19 protein-coding genes are annotated in these 20,846 nt (G+C 70.6%); 2 read left to right on the plus strand and 17 right to left on the minus strand.

Translation table 11 applies throughout. The features are described 5' to 3' along the window. Positions 1-37 precede the first annotated feature (37 nt). From ACWDMM_RS20965 to ACWDMM_RS20995, 7 genes are all read right to left on the minus strand, one after another. A complete protein-coding gene (locus tag ACWDMM_RS20965; RefSeq protein ID WP_449939096.1) occupies positions 38-1,336 on the minus strand; it encodes an amino acid deaminase in 1,299 nt (432 codons plus the stop codon). A 41-nt stretch (positions 1,337-1,377) separates the two neighbouring features. After that, on the minus strand, positions 1,378-4,137 hold the full coding sequence (gene ppc / locus ACWDMM_RS20970) for a phosphoenolpyruvate carboxylase (RefSeq protein WP_449939099.1): 2,760 nt from the start codon (positions 4,135-4,137) through the stop codon (positions 1,378-1,380). A gap of 78 nt (positions 4,138-4,215) precedes the next feature. Then, positions 4,216-4,635, minus strand: a complete 420-nt coding sequence (locus tag ACWDMM_RS20975) for a VOC family protein (protein ID WP_357111317.1) — start codon at positions 4,633-4,635, stop codon at positions 4,216-4,218. A gap of 186 nt (positions 4,636-4,821) precedes the next feature. Further along, positions 4,822-5,391, minus strand: a complete 570-nt coding sequence (locus ACWDMM_RS20980; RefSeq protein ID WP_195082850.1) for a GTP-binding protein — start codon at positions 5,389-5,391, stop codon at positions 4,822-4,824. A gap of 16 nt (positions 5,392-5,407) precedes the next feature. After that, a complete protein-coding gene (locus ACWDMM_RS20985) occupies positions 5,408-5,752 on the minus strand; it encodes a DUF742 domain-containing protein (protein WP_195082786.1) in 345 nt (114 codons plus the stop codon). Beyond that, the gene (locus ACWDMM_RS20990; RefSeq protein ID WP_449938981.1) at positions 5,749-6,177 is read right to left on the minus strand and encodes a roadblock/LC7 domain-containing protein; all 429 of its coding nucleotides are present in this window, start codon (positions 6,175-6,177) and stop codon (positions 5,749-5,751) included. Before ACWDMM_RS20990 ends, ACWDMM_RS20985 begins: the two co-directional genes overlap by 4 nt. Further along, positions 6,174-8,939 (minus strand): nitrate- and nitrite sensing domain-containing protein, encoded by a 2,766-nt coding sequence (locus ACWDMM_RS20995; protein WP_449938983.1) that lies wholly within the window; start codon positions 8,937-8,939, stop codon positions 6,174-6,176. The genes ACWDMM_RS20990 and ACWDMM_RS20995 overlap by 4 nt, the downstream gene beginning before the upstream one ends. A 320-nt stretch (positions 8,940-9,259) precedes the next feature. On the opposite strand from ACWDMM_RS20995, the gene ACWDMM_RS21000 reads away from it, so the two are divergent. Further along, a complete protein-coding gene (locus ACWDMM_RS21000) occupies positions 9,260-9,760 on the plus strand; it encodes a DUF3558 domain-containing protein (RefSeq protein WP_195082785.1) in 501 nt (166 codons plus the stop codon). Positions 9,761-9,763: 3 nt separating this feature from the next. On the opposite strand, the gene ACWDMM_RS21005 is transcribed toward ACWDMM_RS21000, so the two are convergent. From ACWDMM_RS21005 to ACWDMM_RS21030, 6 genes are all read right to left on the minus strand, one after another. Then, a complete protein-coding gene (locus tag ACWDMM_RS21005) occupies positions 9,764-10,786 on the minus strand; it encodes a hypothetical protein (RefSeq protein WP_449938985.1) in 1,023 nt (340 codons plus the stop codon). 36 nt (positions 10,787-10,822) lie between these two features. Further along, positions 10,823-11,341, minus strand: a complete 519-nt coding sequence (locus ACWDMM_RS21010; protein WP_357111324.1) for a PspA/IM30 family protein — start codon at positions 11,339-11,341, stop codon at positions 10,823-10,825. A 37-nt stretch (positions 11,342-11,378) separates the two neighbouring features. Next, the gene (locus ACWDMM_RS21015) at positions 11,379-12,146 is read right to left on the minus strand and encodes an alpha/beta hydrolase (protein ID WP_195082782.1); all 768 of its coding nucleotides are present in this window, start codon (positions 12,144-12,146) and stop codon (positions 11,379-11,381) included. Between the two features lies 1 nt (position 12,147). After that, on the minus strand, positions 12,148-14,655 hold the full coding sequence (gene pheT, locus ACWDMM_RS21020) for a phenylalanine--tRNA ligase subunit beta (protein ID WP_357111327.1): 2,508 nt from the start codon (positions 14,653-14,655) through the stop codon (positions 12,148-12,150). Positions 14,656-14,688: 33 nt separating this feature from the next. After that, complete coding sequence (gene pheS, locus ACWDMM_RS21025; protein ID WP_067808284.1) at positions 14,689-15,750, minus strand: phenylalanine--tRNA ligase subunit alpha; 1,062 nt, start codon at positions 15,748-15,750, stop codon at positions 14,689-14,691. Positions 15,751-16,082: 332 nt separating this feature from the next. Next, positions 16,083-17,504: an MFS transporter gene (locus tag ACWDMM_RS21030; protein ID WP_357111330.1), complete on the minus strand. Its 1,422-nt coding sequence runs from the start codon at positions 17,502-17,504 to the stop codon at positions 16,083-16,085. 101 nt (positions 17,505-17,605) lie between these two features. Between ACWDMM_RS21030 and ACWDMM_RS21035 the strand changes: the two genes are divergently transcribed. Next, the gene (locus tag ACWDMM_RS21035; RefSeq protein WP_449938989.1) at positions 17,606-18,178 is read left to right on the plus strand and encodes a TetR/AcrR family transcriptional regulator; all 573 of its coding nucleotides are present in this window, start codon (positions 17,606-17,608) and stop codon (positions 18,176-18,178) included. Positions 18,179-18,374: 196 nt separating this feature from the next. Here the strand turns inward: ACWDMM_RS21035 and ACWDMM_RS21040 are convergent, their stop codons facing one another. From ACWDMM_RS21040 to infC, 4 genes are all read right to left on the minus strand, one after another. Then, positions 18,375-19,166 (minus strand): TrmH family RNA methyltransferase, encoded by a 792-nt coding sequence (locus ACWDMM_RS21040; protein WP_449938991.1) that lies wholly within the window; start codon positions 19,164-19,166, stop codon positions 18,375-18,377. 40 nt (positions 19,167-19,206) lie between these two features. Continuing rightward, positions 19,207-19,587: a 50S ribosomal protein L20 gene (gene rplT, locus ACWDMM_RS21045; RefSeq protein WP_039797323.1), complete on the minus strand. Its 381-nt coding sequence runs from the start codon at positions 19,585-19,587 to the stop codon at positions 19,207-19,209. A 111-nt stretch (positions 19,588-19,698) separates the two neighbouring features. Continuing rightward, positions 19,699-19,893: a 50S ribosomal protein L35 gene (gene rpmI, locus ACWDMM_RS21050; protein WP_063022449.1), complete on the minus strand. Its 195-nt coding sequence runs from the start codon at positions 19,891-19,893 to the stop codon at positions 19,699-19,701. A gap of 59 nt (positions 19,894-19,952) precedes the next feature. Continuing rightward, positions 19,953-20,618, minus strand: coding sequence for a translation initiation factor IF-3 (infC, locus tag ACWDMM_RS21055; RefSeq protein WP_397071319.1), 666 nt, complete (start codon positions 20,616-20,618; stop codon positions 19,953-19,955). Positions 20,619-20,846 lie beyond the last annotated feature (228 nt).

Here is a 20,846-nt window from a genome sequence, read left to right on the forward strand (position 1 = left end):
GTCACCCGATCCGTGGCGATGGGCGCGGCGCCGCTCGTCAGAAGAACGTGTGCAGCAGATCCACCACTCGCGGCGTGGGAGCGTCGGCGTCATCGATCACCGGGATGAGCCGCCATTTGTCGAAGGCGGTGCACGGATGGGACAGACCGAGCCGCACGACCGCGCCGATGGGCAACTCGGTGGCCGAGCCGCCCGGCAGGCGGAGGAAGGCGTGCTGGTCGTTGAGCGCCGAGACCGTCGCGTCCGCGTCGAGCACACCGCCTCCAGATCCAGCGATGCGTTGCGGAATCGGCATCCCTTCGTCGAAAGGGAGATCGCGTTTGCCCGCGTCCAGCAGAGCGAGGCCGGGTTCCGGGCGCGAGAGGGTACGGGCCCAGCCGTGCATCGCCGAACGCAGCGGCCGCGCAGACCCTGGACCCGCCAGCGGTGACGTGCTCGCGTAGAAGCCGTCGTCGTGGATGACATACGCGCCCGAGCGCAGCACGACCGTCGTCGCCACGCCCCGGCCGCCCTGCTCGTCGGACAGCGGGGCGAGGTATTCGAGCGCGAGTTCCGGGTAGGCGCTGCCGCCCGCGGTGACGACGGCCGGACCGCGATATCGCCCGGCCGCGGCGAGTTCCCGGTGCAGCCGGGCGAGTTCGCCGAGGTAGTCGCGCACCGCGCGGATGCCGGTCGCGGTGCGGTCGTGCGCGAGGGCACCCTCGTAGCCGCCCACACCGGCGAGCGTCAGCCGCGACGCCCCCTCGATCGCGCGCGCCACCGCATGCGCCTGTTCCACCGTGCGCGCGCCGGTTCTGCCGTGCGGGCCACCGAGTTCCACGAGCACCCGGATCCGCGGCGCCTCCGGTGCGCCGCGCAGATGCGCGTCCATCAGCGCGACCGTTTCGACGCTGTCGGCCCAGCAGTAGAACTCGAAAGACGAATCGCGCGCCGATTCCGCCGCGACCCACCGCAATCCGACCGGATCGACCAGCGCGTTGGCCAGCAGCACCCGCGCGACACCGAAGGACCGCGCCACTTGCGTCTGCCAGACGGTGGCCAGAGTGATGCCCCATGACCCTGCGGCCAGCTGATCCGCCCACACCTGCGGCGCCATCGTGGTCTTGCCGTGCGGCGCCAGCCGCACGCCTGCCGCGCGCACCCACTCGGCCATCACCGCGATGTTCTCGGCCAGGGCAGCGCGGTCGACGGTGAGCACCGGCGTCTCCAACTGGTCGAGCACCGGCGCGGCGGCGCGGATCTCCCGCACGGTCCGGCCCCAGAACGCGGGTGGCATGCCCTTGTGCTCGGGACCGATCCTGCGGTCCGCCAGCGCCGCCACGGCTGCTTCGTCGATCGACACGACGTTCTTCCTACCCGACCGCGCCCCTCGGGCGGCTAACCCGAGTTGCGCAGGGCGGTGGCCAGGCCGTTCATGGTGAGCAGGATGCCGCGTTTGACCAGTTCGGAATCGTCCCCGGCGCGCAGCCTGCGCAGCAGTTCCACCTGCATCTGGTTCAGCGGCTCCAGGTAGGGGAAGCGGTTGTGGATGGACTCGGCCAGCGACGGGTTGTCGGCCAGCAGGTGGTCGTTGCCGGTGATCGCGGCGTGCATGCGGACGGTTCTGGCGTGTTCGTCGCGGATCATGCCGAAGATGTGCTCCCGCAGGGCCACATCCTCCACGAGTTCGGCGTAGCGGGCGGCGATGTCCAGATCGCTCTTGGCCATCACCTGCGCCAGGTTGGACAGCACCGTGCGGAAGAACGGCCAGCGGCGGTACAGATCGGCCAAGGTCGCCAGCCGCTCCGGGTCGCCGCCGATCCACTCCTCCAGCGCGGCGCCGGTGCCGTACCAGCCCGGCAGCATCACCCGCGACTGGCTCCACGACATCACCCAGGGGATGGCGCGCAGGTCCGCGACCGAATTCGTCGGCTTGCGAGAGGCGGGTCTGCTGCCGATGTTCAGATCACCCACTTCGGCGACCGGCGTCGACTGCCGGAAGTATTCGACGAATCCGGGGGTCTCGTGCACCAGCCGCGCGTACGCGGCGCGGGCGCGGGCGGCCAGGTCGTCCATGATGCCGTAGGACGGCTCGGCGTCGGCGCCCAGGCCCTCCACGTCCAGCAGCGTCGACTCCAAGGTGCCCGCGATCAGCGACTCCAGATTGCGGTGCGCCGCACCGGGTTCGGCGTACTTCGCGGCGATCACCTCGCCCTGCTCGGTGAGCCGCAGCGAGCCGCGCACCGCCCCGGCGGGCTGGGCGAGGATCGCGTCGTAGCTGCGGCCGCCGCCGCGACCGACGGTGCCGCCGCGGCCGTGGAACAGCCGCAACCGGCTGCCGGTCTTGCGGGCGACCTCGACCAGATCCAACTCGGCCCGGTACAGCGCCCAGTTCGCCGCCAGATATCCGCCGTCCTTGTTGGAGTCGGAGTAGCCGAGCATCACTTCTTGGCGCATTCCCCGCGCGGCCACCAGATCGCGATAGACCGGCACCTCCAGCGCCGCCGACAGTGTGGCCGCGCCAGCGCCGAGGTCCTCGATGGTCTCGAACAGCGGGACGATGCCCACCGGGCAGCTCGGCGGCCCGTCCGGCTCCCCCGGGTCTAGCAGTCCGCCTTCCTTCAGCAACAGGGCGGCCTCGAGCAGATCGCTGACCGACGTGCACATGCTGATGATGTAGTTCGGCACGGCCTCCGGGCCGAGGGTGTCCACCACCTCGCGGGCGGCGCTGACGATGCCGAGTTCCTTGTCGGCCAGTTCGCTCAACCGGGCGTGCGGGCCGAGCAGCGGGCGGCGGGTGCGCAGTTCGGCGGCGAGCAGTTCCACCCGATCCGGCTCCGGCAGGCTCGCGTAGTCGGCATGCACCCCCGCCCAGGCCAGCAGTTCGGCGACGACCTGTTCGTGCACCTCGGAGTTCTGGCGCAGATCCAGGCTCTGCAAATGGAAGCCGAACGTCTCCACGGCGTGCCGCAGCGCGGCGAGCCGGTCGTCGGCGAGCAGGCCGTCGCCGCTGCGCCGCAGCGAGGCATCGATCGCGTCGAGGTCGTCCAGCACGGCCTGCGGAGCCGGGTAGGGCCGCGCCCCTTCGTCCAGTCCGTTCGGCGGCGCCTCCCCGAGCGCGGCCAGCGCGGTGGCGGTCAGCCTGGCCCGGATGTGGTGCAGCGCACGGCGATACGGCTCGTCGGCGTGCGTGGCCGGATCGGGGTAACCGCTCTCGGCGAGCGCGGCGACCTCGGGCGTCACGGCCACCAGCCGGGCCGACAACGACAGTGTCTTCTCCAGTTCCACCAGGTCGCGCAGGTAGCGCTCGAACGCGACACCCGCGGCGCGGTAGGCGGCCTGCCGCACCACCTCGGCCGTGACGAACGGGTTGCCGTCGCGGTCGCCGCCGATCCAGGAGCCGGGACGCAGCATCGGGCGCGGCAGCAGCTCGACTCCCGGCCAGCGGGAGCGCAGCGCGGCGCGCACCTCGGCGTTGATCGCCGGGATCACGTCGAACAGGGTCAGGTCGTAGTAGCGCAGACCCACCGAGATCTCGTCCTGGATACGCAGGCGGGCCAGGCGGATGAGCGCGGTACGCCACAGGCTCAGCACCTGGCGGCGGATGCGCCGCTCCAGATCGGCCCGCTCGCGCTCGTTCTCGGCGTAGCGCTGGCGCAGGCGCATCAACTCGGTGATCCGGGCCTGCGCGTCGAAGACGGTGCGGCGGCGCGTCTCGGTCGGGTGCGCGGTGATCACCGGCGACACCAGCGCGTCCGACAGCAGGTCCGCGACGCGGGTTCCGTCCAGCGCCGCGGCGTCCAGCTTGCGGTAGGTGGCCGCCAGCGACGAGTCCTGCGGCGGTTCGCCCGCCGTCTCGTGCGCGACGCGGCGGCGGTCGCGCTGGATGTCCTCGGCCAGATTGGCCAGCAGCACGAAGTAGCTGAAGGCGCGGATGAGCGGAAGGGCCACCGCGATGTCCACGCCGTCCAGCATCTGCGCGACGGCGCTGCGCCCGACCTCCTCGCGACGCACCCGGAACGCCTCGATGCGCACCCGTTCGATGAGGTCGAAGACCTCCGGCCCCTCGTGGTCGCGAATGGTGTCACCGAGCACGCCACCGAGAAACCGGATGTCGTCGCGCAGCGGCCGGATGGCGTCCTGCTGGGTCTCGCTCATCGTTTCACCCATGATCAGACAGTATTGCCCTCCGGCCCGCCGGGGAATGCGACGCGGCCCACACCGGCCGCGCCCGGCTCAGCCGGGCAGTTCGGAGAAGCGCAGGTGGTTGCCCCACGGGTCGCGGAATCCGCAGTCACGGACGCCGTACGGCTGCGTGATCGGCTCCTGCGTCACCTCGACGCCTGCGTCGCGCAGCCGGGCGAACGTGGCGTCGACGGCATCGGTGGTGAAGATCAACGTGCCCTGCGCGCCGCTGGCCAGCCGCGCCCGCGCGGCGGCACCGGCCGCCTCGTCCGGCACCATCTCGGGGGTCTCCAGGATGAACTCGATGCCGGGCTGCTTCGCCGGGCCGACGGTCAGCCAGCGGCCCCCGGCGAACGGCAGGTCCGCACGCACTTCGAGGCCGATGACGTCACGGTAGAACTCCAGGGCCTTGTCCTGGTCGGCGACCAGCACGCCGATGTGGGTGAGGGCGAGGTCCGCGCCGTTGCTCATGATGATGCTCCTTTTCTTCGTCAGGGCCGGGCGACAGTACAGACGAGGCGCGCGCGGCGAATTCATCGGCGCTCGGCGCACTGCCGCCATCCGTCGCGCGGGTCGGCGACGAACGCCGCATCCGGCGAGGTGACGCGCGCGCGCCTTCCGGCGGGTGCGCGCCAGGGCACGGCACCGGCCGACGACTCAGCCCGCGTCCAGGGCCGTGAGGTGATCCGCTCGGTGCGACAGCACCTGTTCGAGCAGCGAGACCAGTACCTCCTTGACCGAATCACGTTGCCTGGCATCGCATTCCAGCACCGGGATCCAGTCGTCGAGTTCGAGCGCCTCGCGCACCTCGGCGAGGTCGAAGCGGGTGCCGCCGTCGAAGCGGTTGACCGCGACGACGAAAGGCGTGCCGCGCCCTTCGAAGTAGTCCAGCACCGGGTAGCAGTCGTCGACGCGGCCGGTGTCCACCACGATCACCGCGCCGAGCGCACCGTCGACCAAGTCGTCCCACAGGAAGACGAAACGGTCCTGGCCCGGCGTGCCGAACAGGTACAGCTGCAGCGAGCTGTCCAGGGTGATGCGCCCGAAATCCAGGGCGACGGTGGTCTGCGTCTTGTCGACCCGATGTCCCGCGTCGTCCACGCCGACGGCCATCTCGGTCATCGCCGCCTCGGTCACCAGCGGCTCGATTTCGGAGATGGCTCCGATGAACGTCGTCTTCCCTACCCCGAAACCGCCGCTGACCACGATTTTCACCGAGGACGGCATGGTCGGGGTTCGCATGTCAGAGTGCCCGGACAAGGTCCCTGATCCTCTCGATGGCGGCGGCGGTGAGCTGGTCGGCGGAGCGCACGGAGACGTACCCGGTGGCGGCGAGATCGCTGACCACGACCTTGGCGACGCCGATCGGGACGCCGAGCGCGACGCCGATCTCGGCGATGGAATGCGGCCGCTGGCACAGCCGCACGAGAGTGCGCTGCTCGAAGCGCAGCGGCGCGGACAGCGCGGCCGGATCGGCCCACACCATCGTCTCGATGCGCAGTCCGTCCAGCAGCGGTGTGGTGCGCCCGGCGGTGACCACGAAGGGGCGCACGAAACGGTCTGCTCCGAAAGCGGGCTCGTGTCTCATCGCCGCAGCGACCCGCGCAGTTCGGCGATGAGCGCGGGGTCGAGCAGCGCGCCCGCGCGCTCGGCGAGCACCGCCATCTCGTAGCCGACCAGGCCGACGTCGCAACCGCTGTCGGCGATCACGCCCAGACAGCTGCCGTCCCCCATGGCGGAGACCAGCAGGAACCCGCGTTTCATCTCGATCATGATCAGCTTCAGGCCGTCGAAGGAGTAACTGCGCGAGGCGCTGCGGGCCAGCCCGGCCAGCCCGGACACCATCGCGGCGAGCCGGTCGGCGGAGGCGCGGTCCAAGCCGTCGGACATGGCGATGAGCAGGCCGTCGGAGGACACCGCGACCGCCTCGCGCACACCGTCGGTCGCGCGAACGAAGTTGGCCAGCATCCAATTGAACGTGTGCGGGTCGGCGCTCGATATGGGGGTGGTCACCGGATCTCCTCTGTCATGGTCGCGGGCTGGAATTCGGACGCCGCGGCGGCGGCGTGGATGCGGTCGTTCCGCGCGGGAGCGGCGTGTCGTGCGGGCGCGCCGCGCTGATGTCCCGCCCGGAAGGCGGACAGCATGCCGCGGATCTCCTCGGGCGAGCGCTCGACCACGGGCGCCTGCTCCGGCCGGGGCTCCGCGTCGGGCCGCACGCGAGCCGACGCTGCCCGGGCCTTCTTGTTTCGTTTCACCAAGCCGTTCTTGGTGTGCCGCGCCGCGGGTTGGTCCGGCGCCGGATCGGATCGTCCTCCCGCGCGGCGGGATTCGACGAGTCCTGCGCTCGCCGCCGGCCCGGATCGCGACACGACGAGCTGGGTGTAGGGCGCCGATCCGGCGATCGGCCCATCAGCCCCGGCGATCGGCCCGTCAGCCGCGGTGGTCCGCCCGTCAGCCCCGGTGGTCCGCCCATCAGCCCCGGTGGTCCGCCCATCAGCCCCGGTGGTCCGCCCGTCAGCCGCGGTGGTCCGCCCATCAGCCCCGGCGATCGGCCCGTCAGCCGCGGTGGTCCGCCCATCAGCCCCGGCGGTCCGCCCGTCAGCCGCGGCGGTCCACCCATCAGCCCCGGCGATCGACCCATCAGCCGCGGTGGCCGCAGTGGCCGACGCGGTGGCCGCGGTGGCCGTACCGGGCCGCGGCGCACTTGAACCCATCGCAGCGGAATCGCGCTCCGTGGCGGTTCGGGAGGCGGATTCGGTGGCCCGCCCGCAGGGGGCTTGTCCGATGGACTCGTCGCGGAGTTGCGGCTCGGTGTCGAGCATGCCGGGCGGCAGGGTCAGGCGCGCGACGATGCCGCTGACCGGGGAGACGCTGAGTTCCACGCCGATGCCGAGCCGCTCGGCGAGCCTGCCGACCACGTAGTGGCCGAGATGACGGGTGGGCGCGACGACGAAGTCCTGCTCGCCGCGCAACCGCGCGTTGGCCTGGGCCAAGTGCTCGGCGGGCATGCCGACGCCGTGGTCGACCACCGCGAGCAGGTACCCGTTCGGCCCGGCGCGGCCGTAGATCTCCACCTCGACATCCGGTGGCGAGAACGCGAGCCCGTTCTCGATCAACTCCGCGAGCATGTGGGCCAGCTCGCTGGCCGCCGCGCCGGTGATGAGCACCTCGTCCATCCGCCGCAGCGCCACCCTGCGGTAGTCGTCGACCTCGGACAGCCCCGCGCGGATCACGTCGCTCAGCGGGATCGGTTCGGCCCAGCGGCGCGGGCCCGCCTCGCCGACCAGCACGAGCAGGCTCTCGGCGTTGCGGCGCATCCTGGTGGCCAGATGGTCGAGCTCGAACAGGTTCGACAGCGCCTTGGGATCGAGCTCCTCGCGCTCGAATTCGCTGATCAGGCCGAGCTGGCGGCGGACGAGATTCTGATTGCGGCGAGCCAGGCTGACCATCGACTCGGTGGTGTTGCGGCGCACCAGCGCCTGCTCCGACGCGAGGTCGAAGGCGGTGGACTGCACCCGATCCAGCGCGCGGGCCACGGCCGCGATCTCGACGCTCGCACCGTGCGGCGTTCGCACCGGGGCGGGTGGGTCCGGCGGCCGGGTGTCGTCGCCGGTGCGCCAGGCCGAGATCACCTCGGGCAGCCGCCGACCGGACACGTCGTCGGCATCCGCGGCCAGCGTGGCCAGCGGCCGGACGATCGCGCGCACCGCGGCGACGACGAGAGCCACCTCCACCGCGATCGCCGCCAGCGCGGCCAGCACGAACGCGCCGAGGGTCACGGCGGCGGCGCGGAGCAACACTTCCGCGCGCTGCCGCACGTCGGCGCCGACCGACTGCTGCACCGTGCGCTGCTCGTCGATGACCGCGGTCATCCGTGCCCACCAGGCGATCGGATCGACCGGGCGCGCCAGCGGCCCGGCGCTGGAGGCGATCGCGATGTTCTCCGCCTCAGCGGCCGCGACCGCGTCGGCGCCGTCCAGCACGGCGTCCAGGCGCGCCTGCTGTGCCCCGGTCGCGTCGCGGGCGAACGCGGACAGACCGGCCAGCTTGGCCGCGCGGATGTCGAGGAACTGCACGTACTCGCCAGGACCGAAGGCGTCGGCGGCGAAGACGCCGTTCAGGAAGCCGCGCTCGCGCGCCGTCTGCTCCTTCGCCTCACCCAGCGCGTACAGCGCTTGCAGCCCGTGCCGGACCACCGGGTCTGCGGCCTGGTCGAGACCGAGGAACAGGTGGTTCAGCGCGTCGATGGCGTCGGTGTAGTACTGGAACGCCGCCTGCCGGGACGTGCGGCGCTCGTCGATCCTGGACCTCGTCGCGTCCAGGTCGGTGAGCGGCCGTGTGGCGGCTCGCACCCGCTCCGCGCCGGGCGGTCCGTCCGCCACCGCCTGCCGCAGGGCCTGCATGGCGCGGTCGACCGCGCCGCGCTGATCGTCCACCGGCTGCCGCAGGCGTTGGTCGCCGCCGAGCAGACCATTGGTCAGGCCGCGCTCGCGCTGTGTCTCGTGCACCAGATCCTGCACCGTCAGCGCCAGCGCCACCCCCGCCACCGTGTTCTCGCTCTTCCGGTAGGCGTCCAGCTCGCTCGCCACCATCCCGCCCAGCAACGCGAGTACCAGAACGAGCGACACCATGAGGATGCGGGCCAGCTGCCCGCGGATGGTTCGCGGACGCACTATCGCGCTGCCGGACACTTGGCGTTCACCGTCGAGGGTGCGGAGCGCGACAGCCGGTGTGCCGCCGGAATTCTCCGGTCGTCCAGGTGACCGCTCCACCCTTGCTCCTCCGATCAGCCGCCACGCCTGCGCCGCAGCGAGCACGCGGAAATCAAGGGGAAACTGTCACAGGCCCCACCCTTCGTCAACGCGAGAATCGGGCAAAACGGACACTGTGCGGACTTCTAAACACACTGGCAACGAGGGGTTACGAGCATGACAAAACCGGCATCCGCAGCACGCGAGCGGAAGCCCAGTTCCGTTGCCTCATACCCGCCTTCGCCCGCCGCGAAACCTCCCGGGCCGGCTCTGATACAGTCCGGCGCGACACACCCGAAGGGCAAGAGGGCTGGATGGCGCACCGAATTACGTTGGTTCCCTTGACGATCGCACTCGCGTTGGGATTGGCCGCCTGCGGCGACGAGTCCGGCGGTTCGCCCGCGGCGACCACGACGCAAGCCGCGAGCACAGCCACGCAGCTCTTCGATCCCTGCACCGGCATCCCCGACGCCGCGCTGACGAGCGCCGGACTCGACCCGGCCAGCAAACAGGTCGGCGTCGGCGGTGTGAAGCAGCCCGGCTGGGAGATCTGCGGATGGAAGGGCGCCGACTTCACCCTCGGCGTGTTCTCCAACGGCATGTCCGTGGCCGAGTTCGAGCGGAAGCCGGGCAATGTCGACTTCCAGGACGTCACCATCGCCGGACGGCCGGGACGCCAGTTCCGCGTCGACGACGCCGCCAAAGACCAGATGTGCGACGTGCTGTTCCCCGCCCGGCAGGGCCTGCTGCAACTGACCTTGGTCAACAAGACCGCGGACCAGAACCCCTGCGATCGCCTCGCCACCATCGGCCAGGCGATCGTCCCGGCCCTGCCGAAGTAGCGGTCAGCTACCAGCCAGGATGCCCAGCACCTCGTCGGAGGTGTAGAAGGGTGCGAGGCGCTCGCGGATCAGCCCGGCGAGAACGCCGTCGCGCTTCGCGCCCTCGATGACCGCCGGTCCGTACCGCAGGATCTCCTTGACGATGTCGTCGCCGGTCAGGCCGAGTTCGGGCAGCATGGCCGCCACGGTGTAATCGCCGTACTTGGTGAAGAACACCTCCACGCACTCGTCGAGCAGCAGACCGAAGTACTCCTTCTCCCTGGTGGTGACGGCGATCTCGTAGCACAGCAGCACCAGCTCGTTGAGGTCCTTCTGGCTGAGGTAGTCGCGCAGGCCGCTGACCGGTTCGTCGGCGTGCAGATCCCAGAACTCCATCGCGGCGGCGTGCACCGGAGCGTCGCGCAGCATCTCGCGGATGGCGTTGTTGGTGCGCTTGAGCGCGAACAGCGCGCCCTTGCCCGCAAGGTCGCCGACGAACGTGCCGTCGGCGGCCTTCTTCGCTCGATTGGCCGCGGACTGGCCCAGCGACATCAGCGAGGACACACCGGGGATCTTCTCCGCGCGCTCCCGGTTGGCCTGCATGAAATCGTTGATCAGCTTGTCCACGAACTTCGAGGCGACGGTGGCCACCAGCGGGCTCTCGGTGAGCCGGTCCAGGATGCGCTCCTGGGCCTGGTGCATGCCGAAGATCTTCTCCAGCAGCGCCTCCACCGGCTCGCGCTCGACCACCTCGCCGAGCGTGTAGTCGTTGTTGGCGGCGATGTGGTCGTAGATCGAGTCGGCGAACACCCCGACCATGTCGGCGAAAACCGGACTGTCGCCGATCAACTCGACTACGGTGCGGACGGTCTGCTTGGCCTGCCCGAGCTCCACGACGTCGCGGAGGACGAGCGTGTCGGCGACACCGAGCACCGCCTCGGTGTCGCGCGCGACCACCTCCGCGAAACGCTCGCCGGTCACCTCGGCGAGCAAGAACGCCACCTGGGCGTCCAGTAACCGTTCGGCGATCTCACGCGGCTCGCTCATCGAATTCCACCCATCGTCCGGCGCGCCCGGCGCGGATCACGACTGGTGCGGGTCGGGGTCGTTGCCGTGCAACGACTTCCGGATCCGGTCCAGGCGCTCACGCGCGGCCTGCTCACGTGCCTGCCATTGTTCGTCAACGCTGCGGCCCGCCGGAGTCTGCCGGTCGAGTTCGCCCATCCCCTGCGCGGCCCCGTAGCGATGCTCGACCTTATCGCGAACTGACTCGAAAGTAGGAACACCGGAGGCCGAATATCCGCCGCCGCCGGCGGACTCCGGCATACCCGGCGGCGGTACCGGTACCGCCGGTACCGTGGAACTGCCGCCCACCTGGCCCGACGCATCCGGCGTCGGCGGTGCGAGCACGGGCTCGCCGGGTGGGGTGGTAGGAGTCACATCGCCGCCCCCTGCCGCATCGCCGGTTTCCAGCAGGCCGACCAGCGCCGCGTGGACCGCCGCGAACCCGGAACGCCCCGCGGTGGCGGCCAGCAGCACACCGGCCAGCTCCGCGTCGGACAGTCCGGCCAGCCGGCTCGCGATATCGCTGTTGTCGCTCATACCGCCAGGCTACGCACGCTCGACCGCCAACGGCCGTTCACGACCGCACGCGCGCGCCCGCCCACTCGCGCACCAGGTCGTACCAGGCCGAGCCGCCGACGACGATCAGATCGTTGTGCCCGGCACCAGGGAAGACGACCAGCCGTTTCGGCTCGCGCGCCGCGGCGTAGAGCCGCCGCGCGTGCCGCAGCGGCAGCAATTCGTCCTGATCGCCGTGCATGATCAGCACCGGGGAGCGCAGCGCGCGAATGCGGCGTTCGTTCGGATAGGCGTTCGGCACCAGCGGCGCGGGCAGGAACGGATACACCGAGCGCGCCGCGTCCCGCAGGCCGCTGAACGTGGACATCAGCATCACTCCGGCAGGCGGATGGTGCTGCGCCAGTTCGAGCACGACACCGCCGCCGAGGGACTTGCCCAGGTACAGCACGCGATTCGGATCGACACCGGGTTGCGCCAGCAACGCGCTGCGCGCCGCCCGCGCGTCCAGGTAGGTACCGTGCTCGGTCGGTTTCCCGGTGCTGCGCCCGTATCCGCGGTAGTCGAAGGCCAGCACGTCGAAACCGGCCTCGGTGAGCAGCGCGAAGATCGGCACCCGGTCGCCGAGATTGCCCGCGTTGCCGTGCGCGAACAGGATGTGCCCGACCGGATCGCGGGCAGGCATCCACCACGCGTGCACCGTCTCACCGTCCGAGGTGGGCAGCGACAGGTCGGTGTACTCCATGCCGAGTACCGCCGGAGTCTGCAGCACTGTCCGCTCCGGCAGATAGGTCAGCGCGTTGAGGATCGGACGGGCCGGGTGTCGCACGTCAGCCCCGCAGCACCGCGCCTACCGCGTCAGCCGCCGCCGCGACCGCCGCGTCGCGCGCGGCACTGGCCTCGTCCTCGGTGAGCGTCCGGTCGGTGGCCCGGAAACGCAGGGCGTAGGTGAGCGACTTGCGCCCCTCACCCGCCTGAGCGCCCTCGTACACGTCGAACAGCGCGATGTCCTCCAGCAGTTCGCCACCGCCGGTGCGCAGCGCGGACTCGACGGAGGCCGCCGGGATCGCCTTCTCGACGCTCACCGAGACGTCTTGGAGCACCGCGGGGAACGGCGACACGATCGGGACCGGCCGGGATTCTCGCAGCGGCAGCGCGTCCAAGTCGAGTTCGACGGCACAGGTGCGCGGCGGCAGACCGGAGCGTTCCAGCACGGCGGGATGCAGCTCACCCGCGTGGCCGACGACCGTTCCGTCCACCACCAGCTCGGCGCAGCGACCGGGATGCCAGGGCAGATGAGCCGCCGGACGGCGCTCGATGGTCACGCCGGCCGCGTCACCGACGGCGTCGGCGAGGGCGAACGTGTCGGCGGCTTCGGCCGGACGACCCGGCCCCCACGGCCCGCGCGGCTCGCGGCGGCCGGTCAGGACGGCGGCCACGTGCACCGGCTGCTCGGGCAGCGATTCCAGCAGCTCGGCGATCTCCTCGTCGGTGGGACGCCGGTCCACCGGCAGCGGATCGACCGGCCTGGTGTTCGCCCCCGGCAGCACGACTTGCGCGATGCCGTAGATCGCCAGGTCACGCGCGCCGCGCGAGATGTTGCGGACGGCCACCTCCAGCAGGCCGGGCAGCAGGGTGGTGGCCAGCTCGGCACGTTCCACGTCGAGCGGGTTCAGCACCTTCGTGGTGGCGCGGCGCGGGTCGTCGGCGTCCAGACCCCAGGTGTCGAACACTCCGGCGGGCAGGAACACCGGCGGCGGGACCTCCACGGCCCCGGCGAACGCCAGCGCGCGGCTGACGGCGCGGCGACGGCGCTGGGTCGGCGTGAGCCCGCGCCCGGCCGGTGCGGTGGGCAGCACGGACGGGATCTGCTCGAGACCCTCCAGCCGCAGCACCTCCTCCACCAGGTCGGCGGGCTGGGCCAGGTCGGGACGCCAGCTCGGCGGGGTCACCACCAGCTGACCGTGCCCGGCTTCGCTGACGCCCACCTCGACCGTGCAGCCGATCTGGGCCAGGCGGCGCGCCGATGTCCCGGTCGGGTAGGTGACGCCCGCGACGCGGTCGGCCAGATCGATGTCCATCCGGATGGGCTCGGGAGCCGGGACCGGGACGCGGATGTCGGTCAACACGGGTTCGATCGTGCCGCCGGCGATCTCGGCGAGCAGCGTGGCCGCCCGATCGAGCGCGGCCACGTTGATCTCCGGATCGACGACCCGCTCGTACCGCTTACCCGCCTCCGACACCAGCTTGTGCCTGCGCGCGGTGCGGTAGATCAGCAACGGGTTCCAGGTGGCCGCCTCGAGCAGGATGTCGGTGCTCTCCGCGCCGACCTCGGTGCTCGCGCCGCCCATCACCCCGGCCAGCGAGATGACGCCGGAATCGTCGGCGATCACCACGTCCTCGGCGTCGAGCGTGCGCTCCACGTCGTCCAGGGTGCGCAGCGTCTCGCCTCGGTGCGCGGAGCGGACCACCAGACCACCGGAGACCTTGCTCGCGTCGAAGGCGTGCAGCGGCTGCCCCAGCTCCAGCATCACGTAGTTGGTGACGTCCACCGCGGGCGAGATCGGGCGCACGCCCGACAGCAACAGCCTGCGCTGCAACCACCAGGGACTCACCGCGTTCGGGTCTACGCCGGTGACCCGCCGTGCCGCGAAACGGGTGCACCGGGAGTCCGGCTCGACCCGGATCGACCAGGCTTGCTGCTCGTGGTCGGGCAGGGTGCGCACCGCCGGATCGGCGTACTCGAGATCGAAGCCGCAGGCCAGCTCGCGCGCCAGGCCGCGAACCGAGAAGCAGTAGCCGCGATCGGGCGTGATGTTCAGCTCGACGACCGTGTCGTCCAGACCGAGCAGCGCGTTGGCGTCCGCGCCCGGCTCCGCGGTGCCCGGTTCCAGCACCAGGATGCCGGAATGGTCCTTGCCGATGCCCAGTTCGGCGACCGAGCAGATCATCCCGTTGGAGACGTGGCCGTAGGTCTTGCGCGAGGTGATCCGGAATCCGCCGGGCAGCACGCCGCCGGGCAACACCACCACCACCAGGTCACCGACCCGGAAATTCCGCGCGCCGCAGATGATCTCCTGCAACTCGGGCTTGCCGATGTCCACCTTGCAGAAGCGGATCGGCTTCTTGAACTCGGTCAGTTCGGTGATCTCGGCGACGCGGCCGACCACCAGCGGCGCGCCGCCCTCCTCCGTGCCCGTGATCCGCTCCAGCTTGTCGAGCTCTTCGACTTCCAGCCCGACCCGGACGAATCCCGCGTCGAGCTCCTCCGGCGTCACCGACCACTCCGGGTTGGTGCGCTGGATGATGTCGGTCAGCCAGGACTGCGCTACTCGCACTTGACGTTTCGCTCTCTCGATCGAAGGGTGGGGTCAGGACCGGATGCCGAAGGGCAGCGTGAAACGCACGTCGCCCTCGACGATGTCGCGCATGTCCGGGATGCCGTTGCGGAACTGCAGCGTGCGCTCCAGGCCCATGCCGAACGCGAACCCGCTGTACACCTCGGGATCGATCCCGCTGGCGATCAGCACCTTCGGGTTCACCATGCCGCAGCCGCCCCATTCGACCCAGCCCGCACCGCCCTTCTTGTCCGGGAACCACACGTCGACCTCGGCGGAGGGCTCGGTGAACGGAAAGTAGTTGGGACGCATGCGCGTACGGGTCTGCGGCCCGAACAGCGCGCGGGCGAACGCGTCCAGCGTGCCGCGCAGATGCGCCATGGTCAGGCCCTTGTCCACCGCCAGACCCTCGACCTGGGAGAACACCGGGGTGTGCGTGGCGTCCAGTTCGTCGGTGCGGAAGGTGCGTCCGGGGCAGACCACATAGATCGGCAGCTCGCGTTCCAGCATCGAGCGCACCTGCACCGGCGAGGTGTGCGTGCGCAGCACCTGGCGCGAGCCCTCCGGCGCGATGTGGAAGGTGTCCTGCATGGTGCGGGCCGGATGGTCGGGCAGGAAGTTGAGCGCGTCGAAGTTGAAGTGCTCGGTCTCCACCTCGGGACCTTCGGCGACCTCCCAGCCCATGGCGACGAACACGTCGGCGATCTGCTCGGAGATGACGGTGATCGGATGCCGCGCGCCGACGGCCGCCCTGCGCGCGGGCAGCGTCACGTCGATGGTCTCGGCGACCAGCACGGCGGCGTCGCGCTCGGCCAGCAACGCGGCGCGGCGGGACTCGAACGCCTCCGACACCCTGGACCTGGCGACGTTGACCCGTTTGCCCGCGTCGGCCTTCTCCGATTTGGGCAGGCTGCCCAGCGCGCGTTGCGCCAGCGCCAGCGGCGCCTTGCCGCCGAGGTGCTCGGTTTTCGCGACCGCGAGCGCATCCAGGTCGGCGGCAGCGGCGAACGCCTTCTCGGCGGCCGCCGCTGCCGCGGCCAGTGCCTCCTCGGTCAGCGCTGCGTTCTGCTCGCCTGCGTCGATGTCGTCGGCCACGATGCTCCGTCTCTCCCCTGGGGATCAATTCGCGGGCGCCGCTGCTCGCCTGCCCGCATTGCTGCTGGTCGCAATCGTATTCGATGGGCATTGACGGATTCACGCGGATTACCCACCGCGCCGCGCGAGCCGTGTGGTAGCTCGGCTGTCACACACCCGGACGTGCCAGGCCCCGGCGGGGAACGATGTCCCGCACCGTCACCCGTCCCGAACGGCACAGACCGCCACCACCTCGCAGGCGGCGGGTCGAGAGCGAGCAGTTCCGGCGGCTGCCCCGGAACGCCCGGCCAGGGCGGTAGCCTGCGGCCGGGCGTCGCGCGACAGTTCGGCGGTCAGCGCGCGGCGGTGACGTGGGCTGGCAGCAACCGCGACACCAGTGCGCCGACCGCGACGATCGCGGCGCCGACCCACACCGCGGGCACCAGTCCGTCGACATAGCTCTGCGGGTCCAGGTAGGAGCCCCGCGCCGCGAACACCGACGCCAGCACCGCGACGCCCATGGCGACACCGATTTCCCGCAGGGTGTTGTTGGTTCCCGAGGCGATCGCGCGGTCCTGCTCCGCGGCCGCGGCCATCACCACGGTGGCGCTCGGCGCGAAGGTCAGGCCCATGCCGATGCCGCCGAGCACGAACGGACCCACGAACGACAGATAACTCGCGTCGACGGAGGTGACCGCGGCCATCCAGGCCAGCGCGACGGCGAGCGCCATCTGCCCGGTGGTGAGCAAGGCACGGGCGCCGACCTTGTCGACGATCAGACCCGCCAGCGGAGCGACGACCATCGGCGCCATCGTCCACGGCATGGTCCGGATACCGGATTGCAGCGGACCGTAGCCCTGCACGATCTGGAAGTACTGGGCGAGCAGGAAGATCGAGCCGAAGACGCCCATCGAGAAGGTGAAGCCGGTCACGTTGCTCACCCGGAACGCGCGGGAGCGGAACAAACGCAGCGGCAGCATCGGCTCCGGCGCGCGCAGCTCCCAGACGATCAGGCAGCCGAGCAGCACCGCGCCGCCGACCAGCGCGGACAGCACGCCAGGAGACGTCCAGCCGTCCTCGGCGCCGTGGATCACGCCCCACACCACGGCGAGCACGCCGCCCGCCGACAGCAGCAGCCCCAGCAGGTCGACCCGCCTGCTGCCGCCCCACGACTCCGTCAGCACCCTCAGCGCGAACGGCAGCACGACCAGGCCGATCGGCACGTTGACCCAGAAGATCCACTGCCAGCTCAGTCCCTCGACGACGGCGCCGCCGATGAGCGGGCCCAGCGCGACGCCGAGGCCGGCGATCCCGCCCCAGATGCCGATGGCGGCGCTGCGCATCTTCTCCGGCACCGCGGCCGACAACAGCGTCAGCGACAGCGGCATGACGCCGGCGGCCCCGAAGCCCTGTACCGCCCGCGCCGCGATGAGCATGCCCGGTCCGGTCGCCAGCGCGCAGACCGCGGAAGCCAGCGTGAACACCGCGATGCCGAGCAGGAAGATCCGCCGCCTGCCGAGCCGGTCACCGAGGGCGGAGGCGGTGAGCAGCAAAGAGGCGAACGACAGCGTGTAGGCGTTGACGAACCATTGCAGGTCGGCCAGCGAAGCGCCCAGCTCGGTGCGGATCACCGGCAGCGCGTTGGTCACGACCAGGTTGTCCAGCGTGACCATGAACATCGGGATACCGACCGCCGCGAGCACGGCGGCGAGCCTGCCCGCGCCGAGGGATTCCGGCACGGCGGCAGGCGCGGTGGAGGGGAGTGTCTCGGTCATTTCCAGCCTTAGTTGTAATCGACTGATAACTAATATTCCGAACAGTATGCATCGACTGATAACATGTCAAGGCAAGCGTGGACCAGCGAAAACGGAGCACCATGGCGACAACGAACAGGATGACGGCCGCCGAGCGGGGCGAGCAGGTGCTGGGCGCGGCGGTCTCCGCGTTCGCCGAAGCCGGTTACGCCGCCACCCGCACCGACGAGATCGCCCGCCGATCGGGCGTGTCACAGCCCTACGTGATCCGGCTTTTCGGCACCAAGCAGAACCTGTTCCGCGCCGCGTTGCATCGCGTGTGCGACCGGATCGAGGAGATCTTCCGTGCCGCGCGCGCCGAGGCGGCTCCCGACGCGCCGCCGGAGGAAGCCCTCGCCGCCCTCGCCAACGGCTATTCGGTGTTCCTCGCCGAACGCGAACTGCTCCAACTGCTGCTGCACGGCTTCGCGGCCAGCGCGGACCCGGAGATCGGCGACCAGGTCAGGTCTCGTTTCGGCGATATCTACCGCCTCATCCGCGACCTGACCGGAGCGCCGGAAACCGAGACGCGCCGCTTCCTCGCCACCGGAATGCTGCTCACCGTGATGAGCGCGATGCGAGTGGCGGGCCCGGACGCGGTGCCCGCGACATGGGCAACGGAAATCCTCGCGGACCTCGCCACCGAGGGCGATTGACGACCCCCGGCTACTCCGCGGCGCGACACGGCCCGATAGCGAGACCGTGATACCTGGCCGCCCGCGCCCGGCCTCGACGAACCGCACAACAGAAGCCGAGCCCCAAAACCGACGCGCCCAGCCCACCACAACCACCGGTTTCGAGCGAAGCGAGACCGAGCCTGTGCCGTTCGCGCCGCGCCGAAGGCGCGGCAAATCAATACAGCACCCGCGAGTTGGCGTAGAGGCAGATCGCGGCGGCCGTCGCGAGATTCAGGCTCTCGGCGCGGCCGCGGATGGGGATGCGGATGCGGTGGTCGGCGCGGCGCGCGACGGCCGGGTCCAGGCCGTGCGCCTCGTTGCCGAACAGCCAGGCCACCGGTCGGGTGAACAGTTCGTCGGCGTCGTCGAGGTCGACTTCGCCGTTCGCCGCGGTCGCCAGGATCGTGATGCCCGCCGCGGCGATCGAATCCAGCGTCTCGGCGACATCGCGGTGCCGGGCGATCGGCACGTGGAAGATGCTGCCCGCGCTGGCTCGCACGCACTTGCCGTTGTGCGGGTCGACCGTGTCGCCCGCCAGCACCACACCGTCGGCCCCGACGGCGTCGGCGACCCGGATGACCGTGCCCGCGTTCCCCGGCTCGGCCATCTCCACCGGAACGGCGAGCATTCGGGGTCCGGCGTCGAGAATCCGGGTCAGTGGCACGTCGAGCAGATCGCAGACCGCCACCAAGCCCGGCGCCGTGACCGTCTCGGCGAGATGCTGCGCCGCCCGATCACTGACCAGCGTGGTGCGCACCCCCGCCGCGGCGGCCCCCGCGATCAGCGCGTGATCGCGTTCGGCGGCCGCCTGCGAATAGAACAGCTCGTGGACGCGCGCGGTCTCCAAGGCCGCGGCGACGGCGTTGGCCCCTTCGGCGAGGAATCGTCCCGCCTTCCGGCGCTGCGCTCCGCGCTGGAGCTTGACAGCGGAAACGACCCGCGGATTGCGCTCACTGAGCGCTTCCACGGGTCGTTCCGGAAGTCTTTCGGTCGTCAACGAACGCGACTCAGGCGGCCGGCGCGTTGACATCCTGCGGCAGGGCGGCCTTGGCGACCGCGACGAGACCGGCGAACGCCTCGGCGTCCGATACCGCGAGCTCGGCGAGGATCTTGCGGTCCACCTCCACACCGGCGGCCTTCAGGCCCTGGATGAAGCGGTTGTAAGTGATGTCGTTGATCCGCGCGGCGGCGTTGATGCGCGCGATCCACAGCTTGCGGAAGTCACCCTTGCGCGCCCGGCGGTCCCGGTAGGCGTAGGTGAGCGAGTGCAGCTGCTGTTCCTTGGCCTTGCGGTACAGCCGCGAGCGCTGGCCGCGGTAGCCCTTGGAGGCCTCGAGGATGGAACGGCGCTTCTTCTGAGCGTTGACGGCCCTTTTGACGCGTGCCACTGGTCAGTCCTGTTCGATCTGGGGGCGCGGGGCGGCGCCCGGAAATGGGTCGGGGGGTGGCGACGGAGATGCTCCGGTCGCGGGTGCGTGCCGGTCTGCGCGAAGGCGCGATCAGAGACCGAGCAGCTTCTTCACGCGACGGACGTCGGCGGCGGCGACGACCTCCACGCCGTCCAGACGACGAGTGCGGCGGGAGGGCTTGTGCTCGAACAGGTGGCGACGGTTCGCCTGCTGGCGCAGCAGCTTGCCTTTACCGGACACCTTGAATCGCTTCGAGGCGCCGCTGTGCGTCTTCATCTTCGGCATGGATTCCTCATATCTGTCGTCCCGGCGGTCGGGGCGGACCGCCGGTGTTCTGATCGGTGTTACTGCGGGCCGGCCGTCTCGGCCTGCTCCGCGACGGGCTGACCGGCCGGGGCGGCGCTGGGGGCCGGGCGCGGGGCCGACTCCTGCTGCGCCTTCACCCGGGTCTTCGCGCCCTTGTGGGGGGCGAGGACCATGGTCATGTTGCGACCGTCCTGCTTGGCCGAGGTTTCCACGAAACCGAGGTCGGCGACGTCGGACGCCAGCCGCTGCAGCAGCCGGAAACCGAGTTCGGGGCGGGACTGCTCGCGTCCCCGGAACATGATCGTCACCTTGACCTTGGACCCGGCCTCGAGGAAGCGCACGACGTTGCGCTTCTTGGTCTCGTAGTCGTGGTCGTCGATCTTCGGGCGGAGCTTCTGCTCCTTGATCACCGTCTGCTGCTGGTTCTTCCGAGACTCGCGCGCCTTCTGCGCCGTCTCGTACTTGAACTTGCCGTAGTCCATGATCTTGCAGACCGGCGGACGGGCATCCGGTGCCACCTCGACCAGATCGAGGTCGGCTTCGAGGGCGACGCGTAGTGCATCTTCAACACGCACGATCCCAACCTGCTCACCTCCAGGTCCGATGAGCCGGACCTCGGGAACACGGATGCGATCGTTGATGCGGGTCTCAGTGCTGATGGGGCCTCCTAGGTCAAGCGGTGTCGTCAGACGACCGCGCGCAATAACTGCAACCCCTGTTCAACACGAAGGCCCCGGTGCGGTATTCCGCGACGGGGCCCGATGTCGACCGGTCTCCGACCACGAGCGAACTCGCGTCGACTCTCGCGCGAAAGGTTCTCGATGAGAACCCCGGCACGAGAAACCCGCCCTCACGGGCGGGCGACCGGACCGTTGGGCCGTACGATGACTCGTCGGCAACGGTGGGAGTCGGGCTCCACTTATCAGCCCCGG

Source organism: Nocardia sp. NPDC003726 (genome assembly GCF_053586955.1).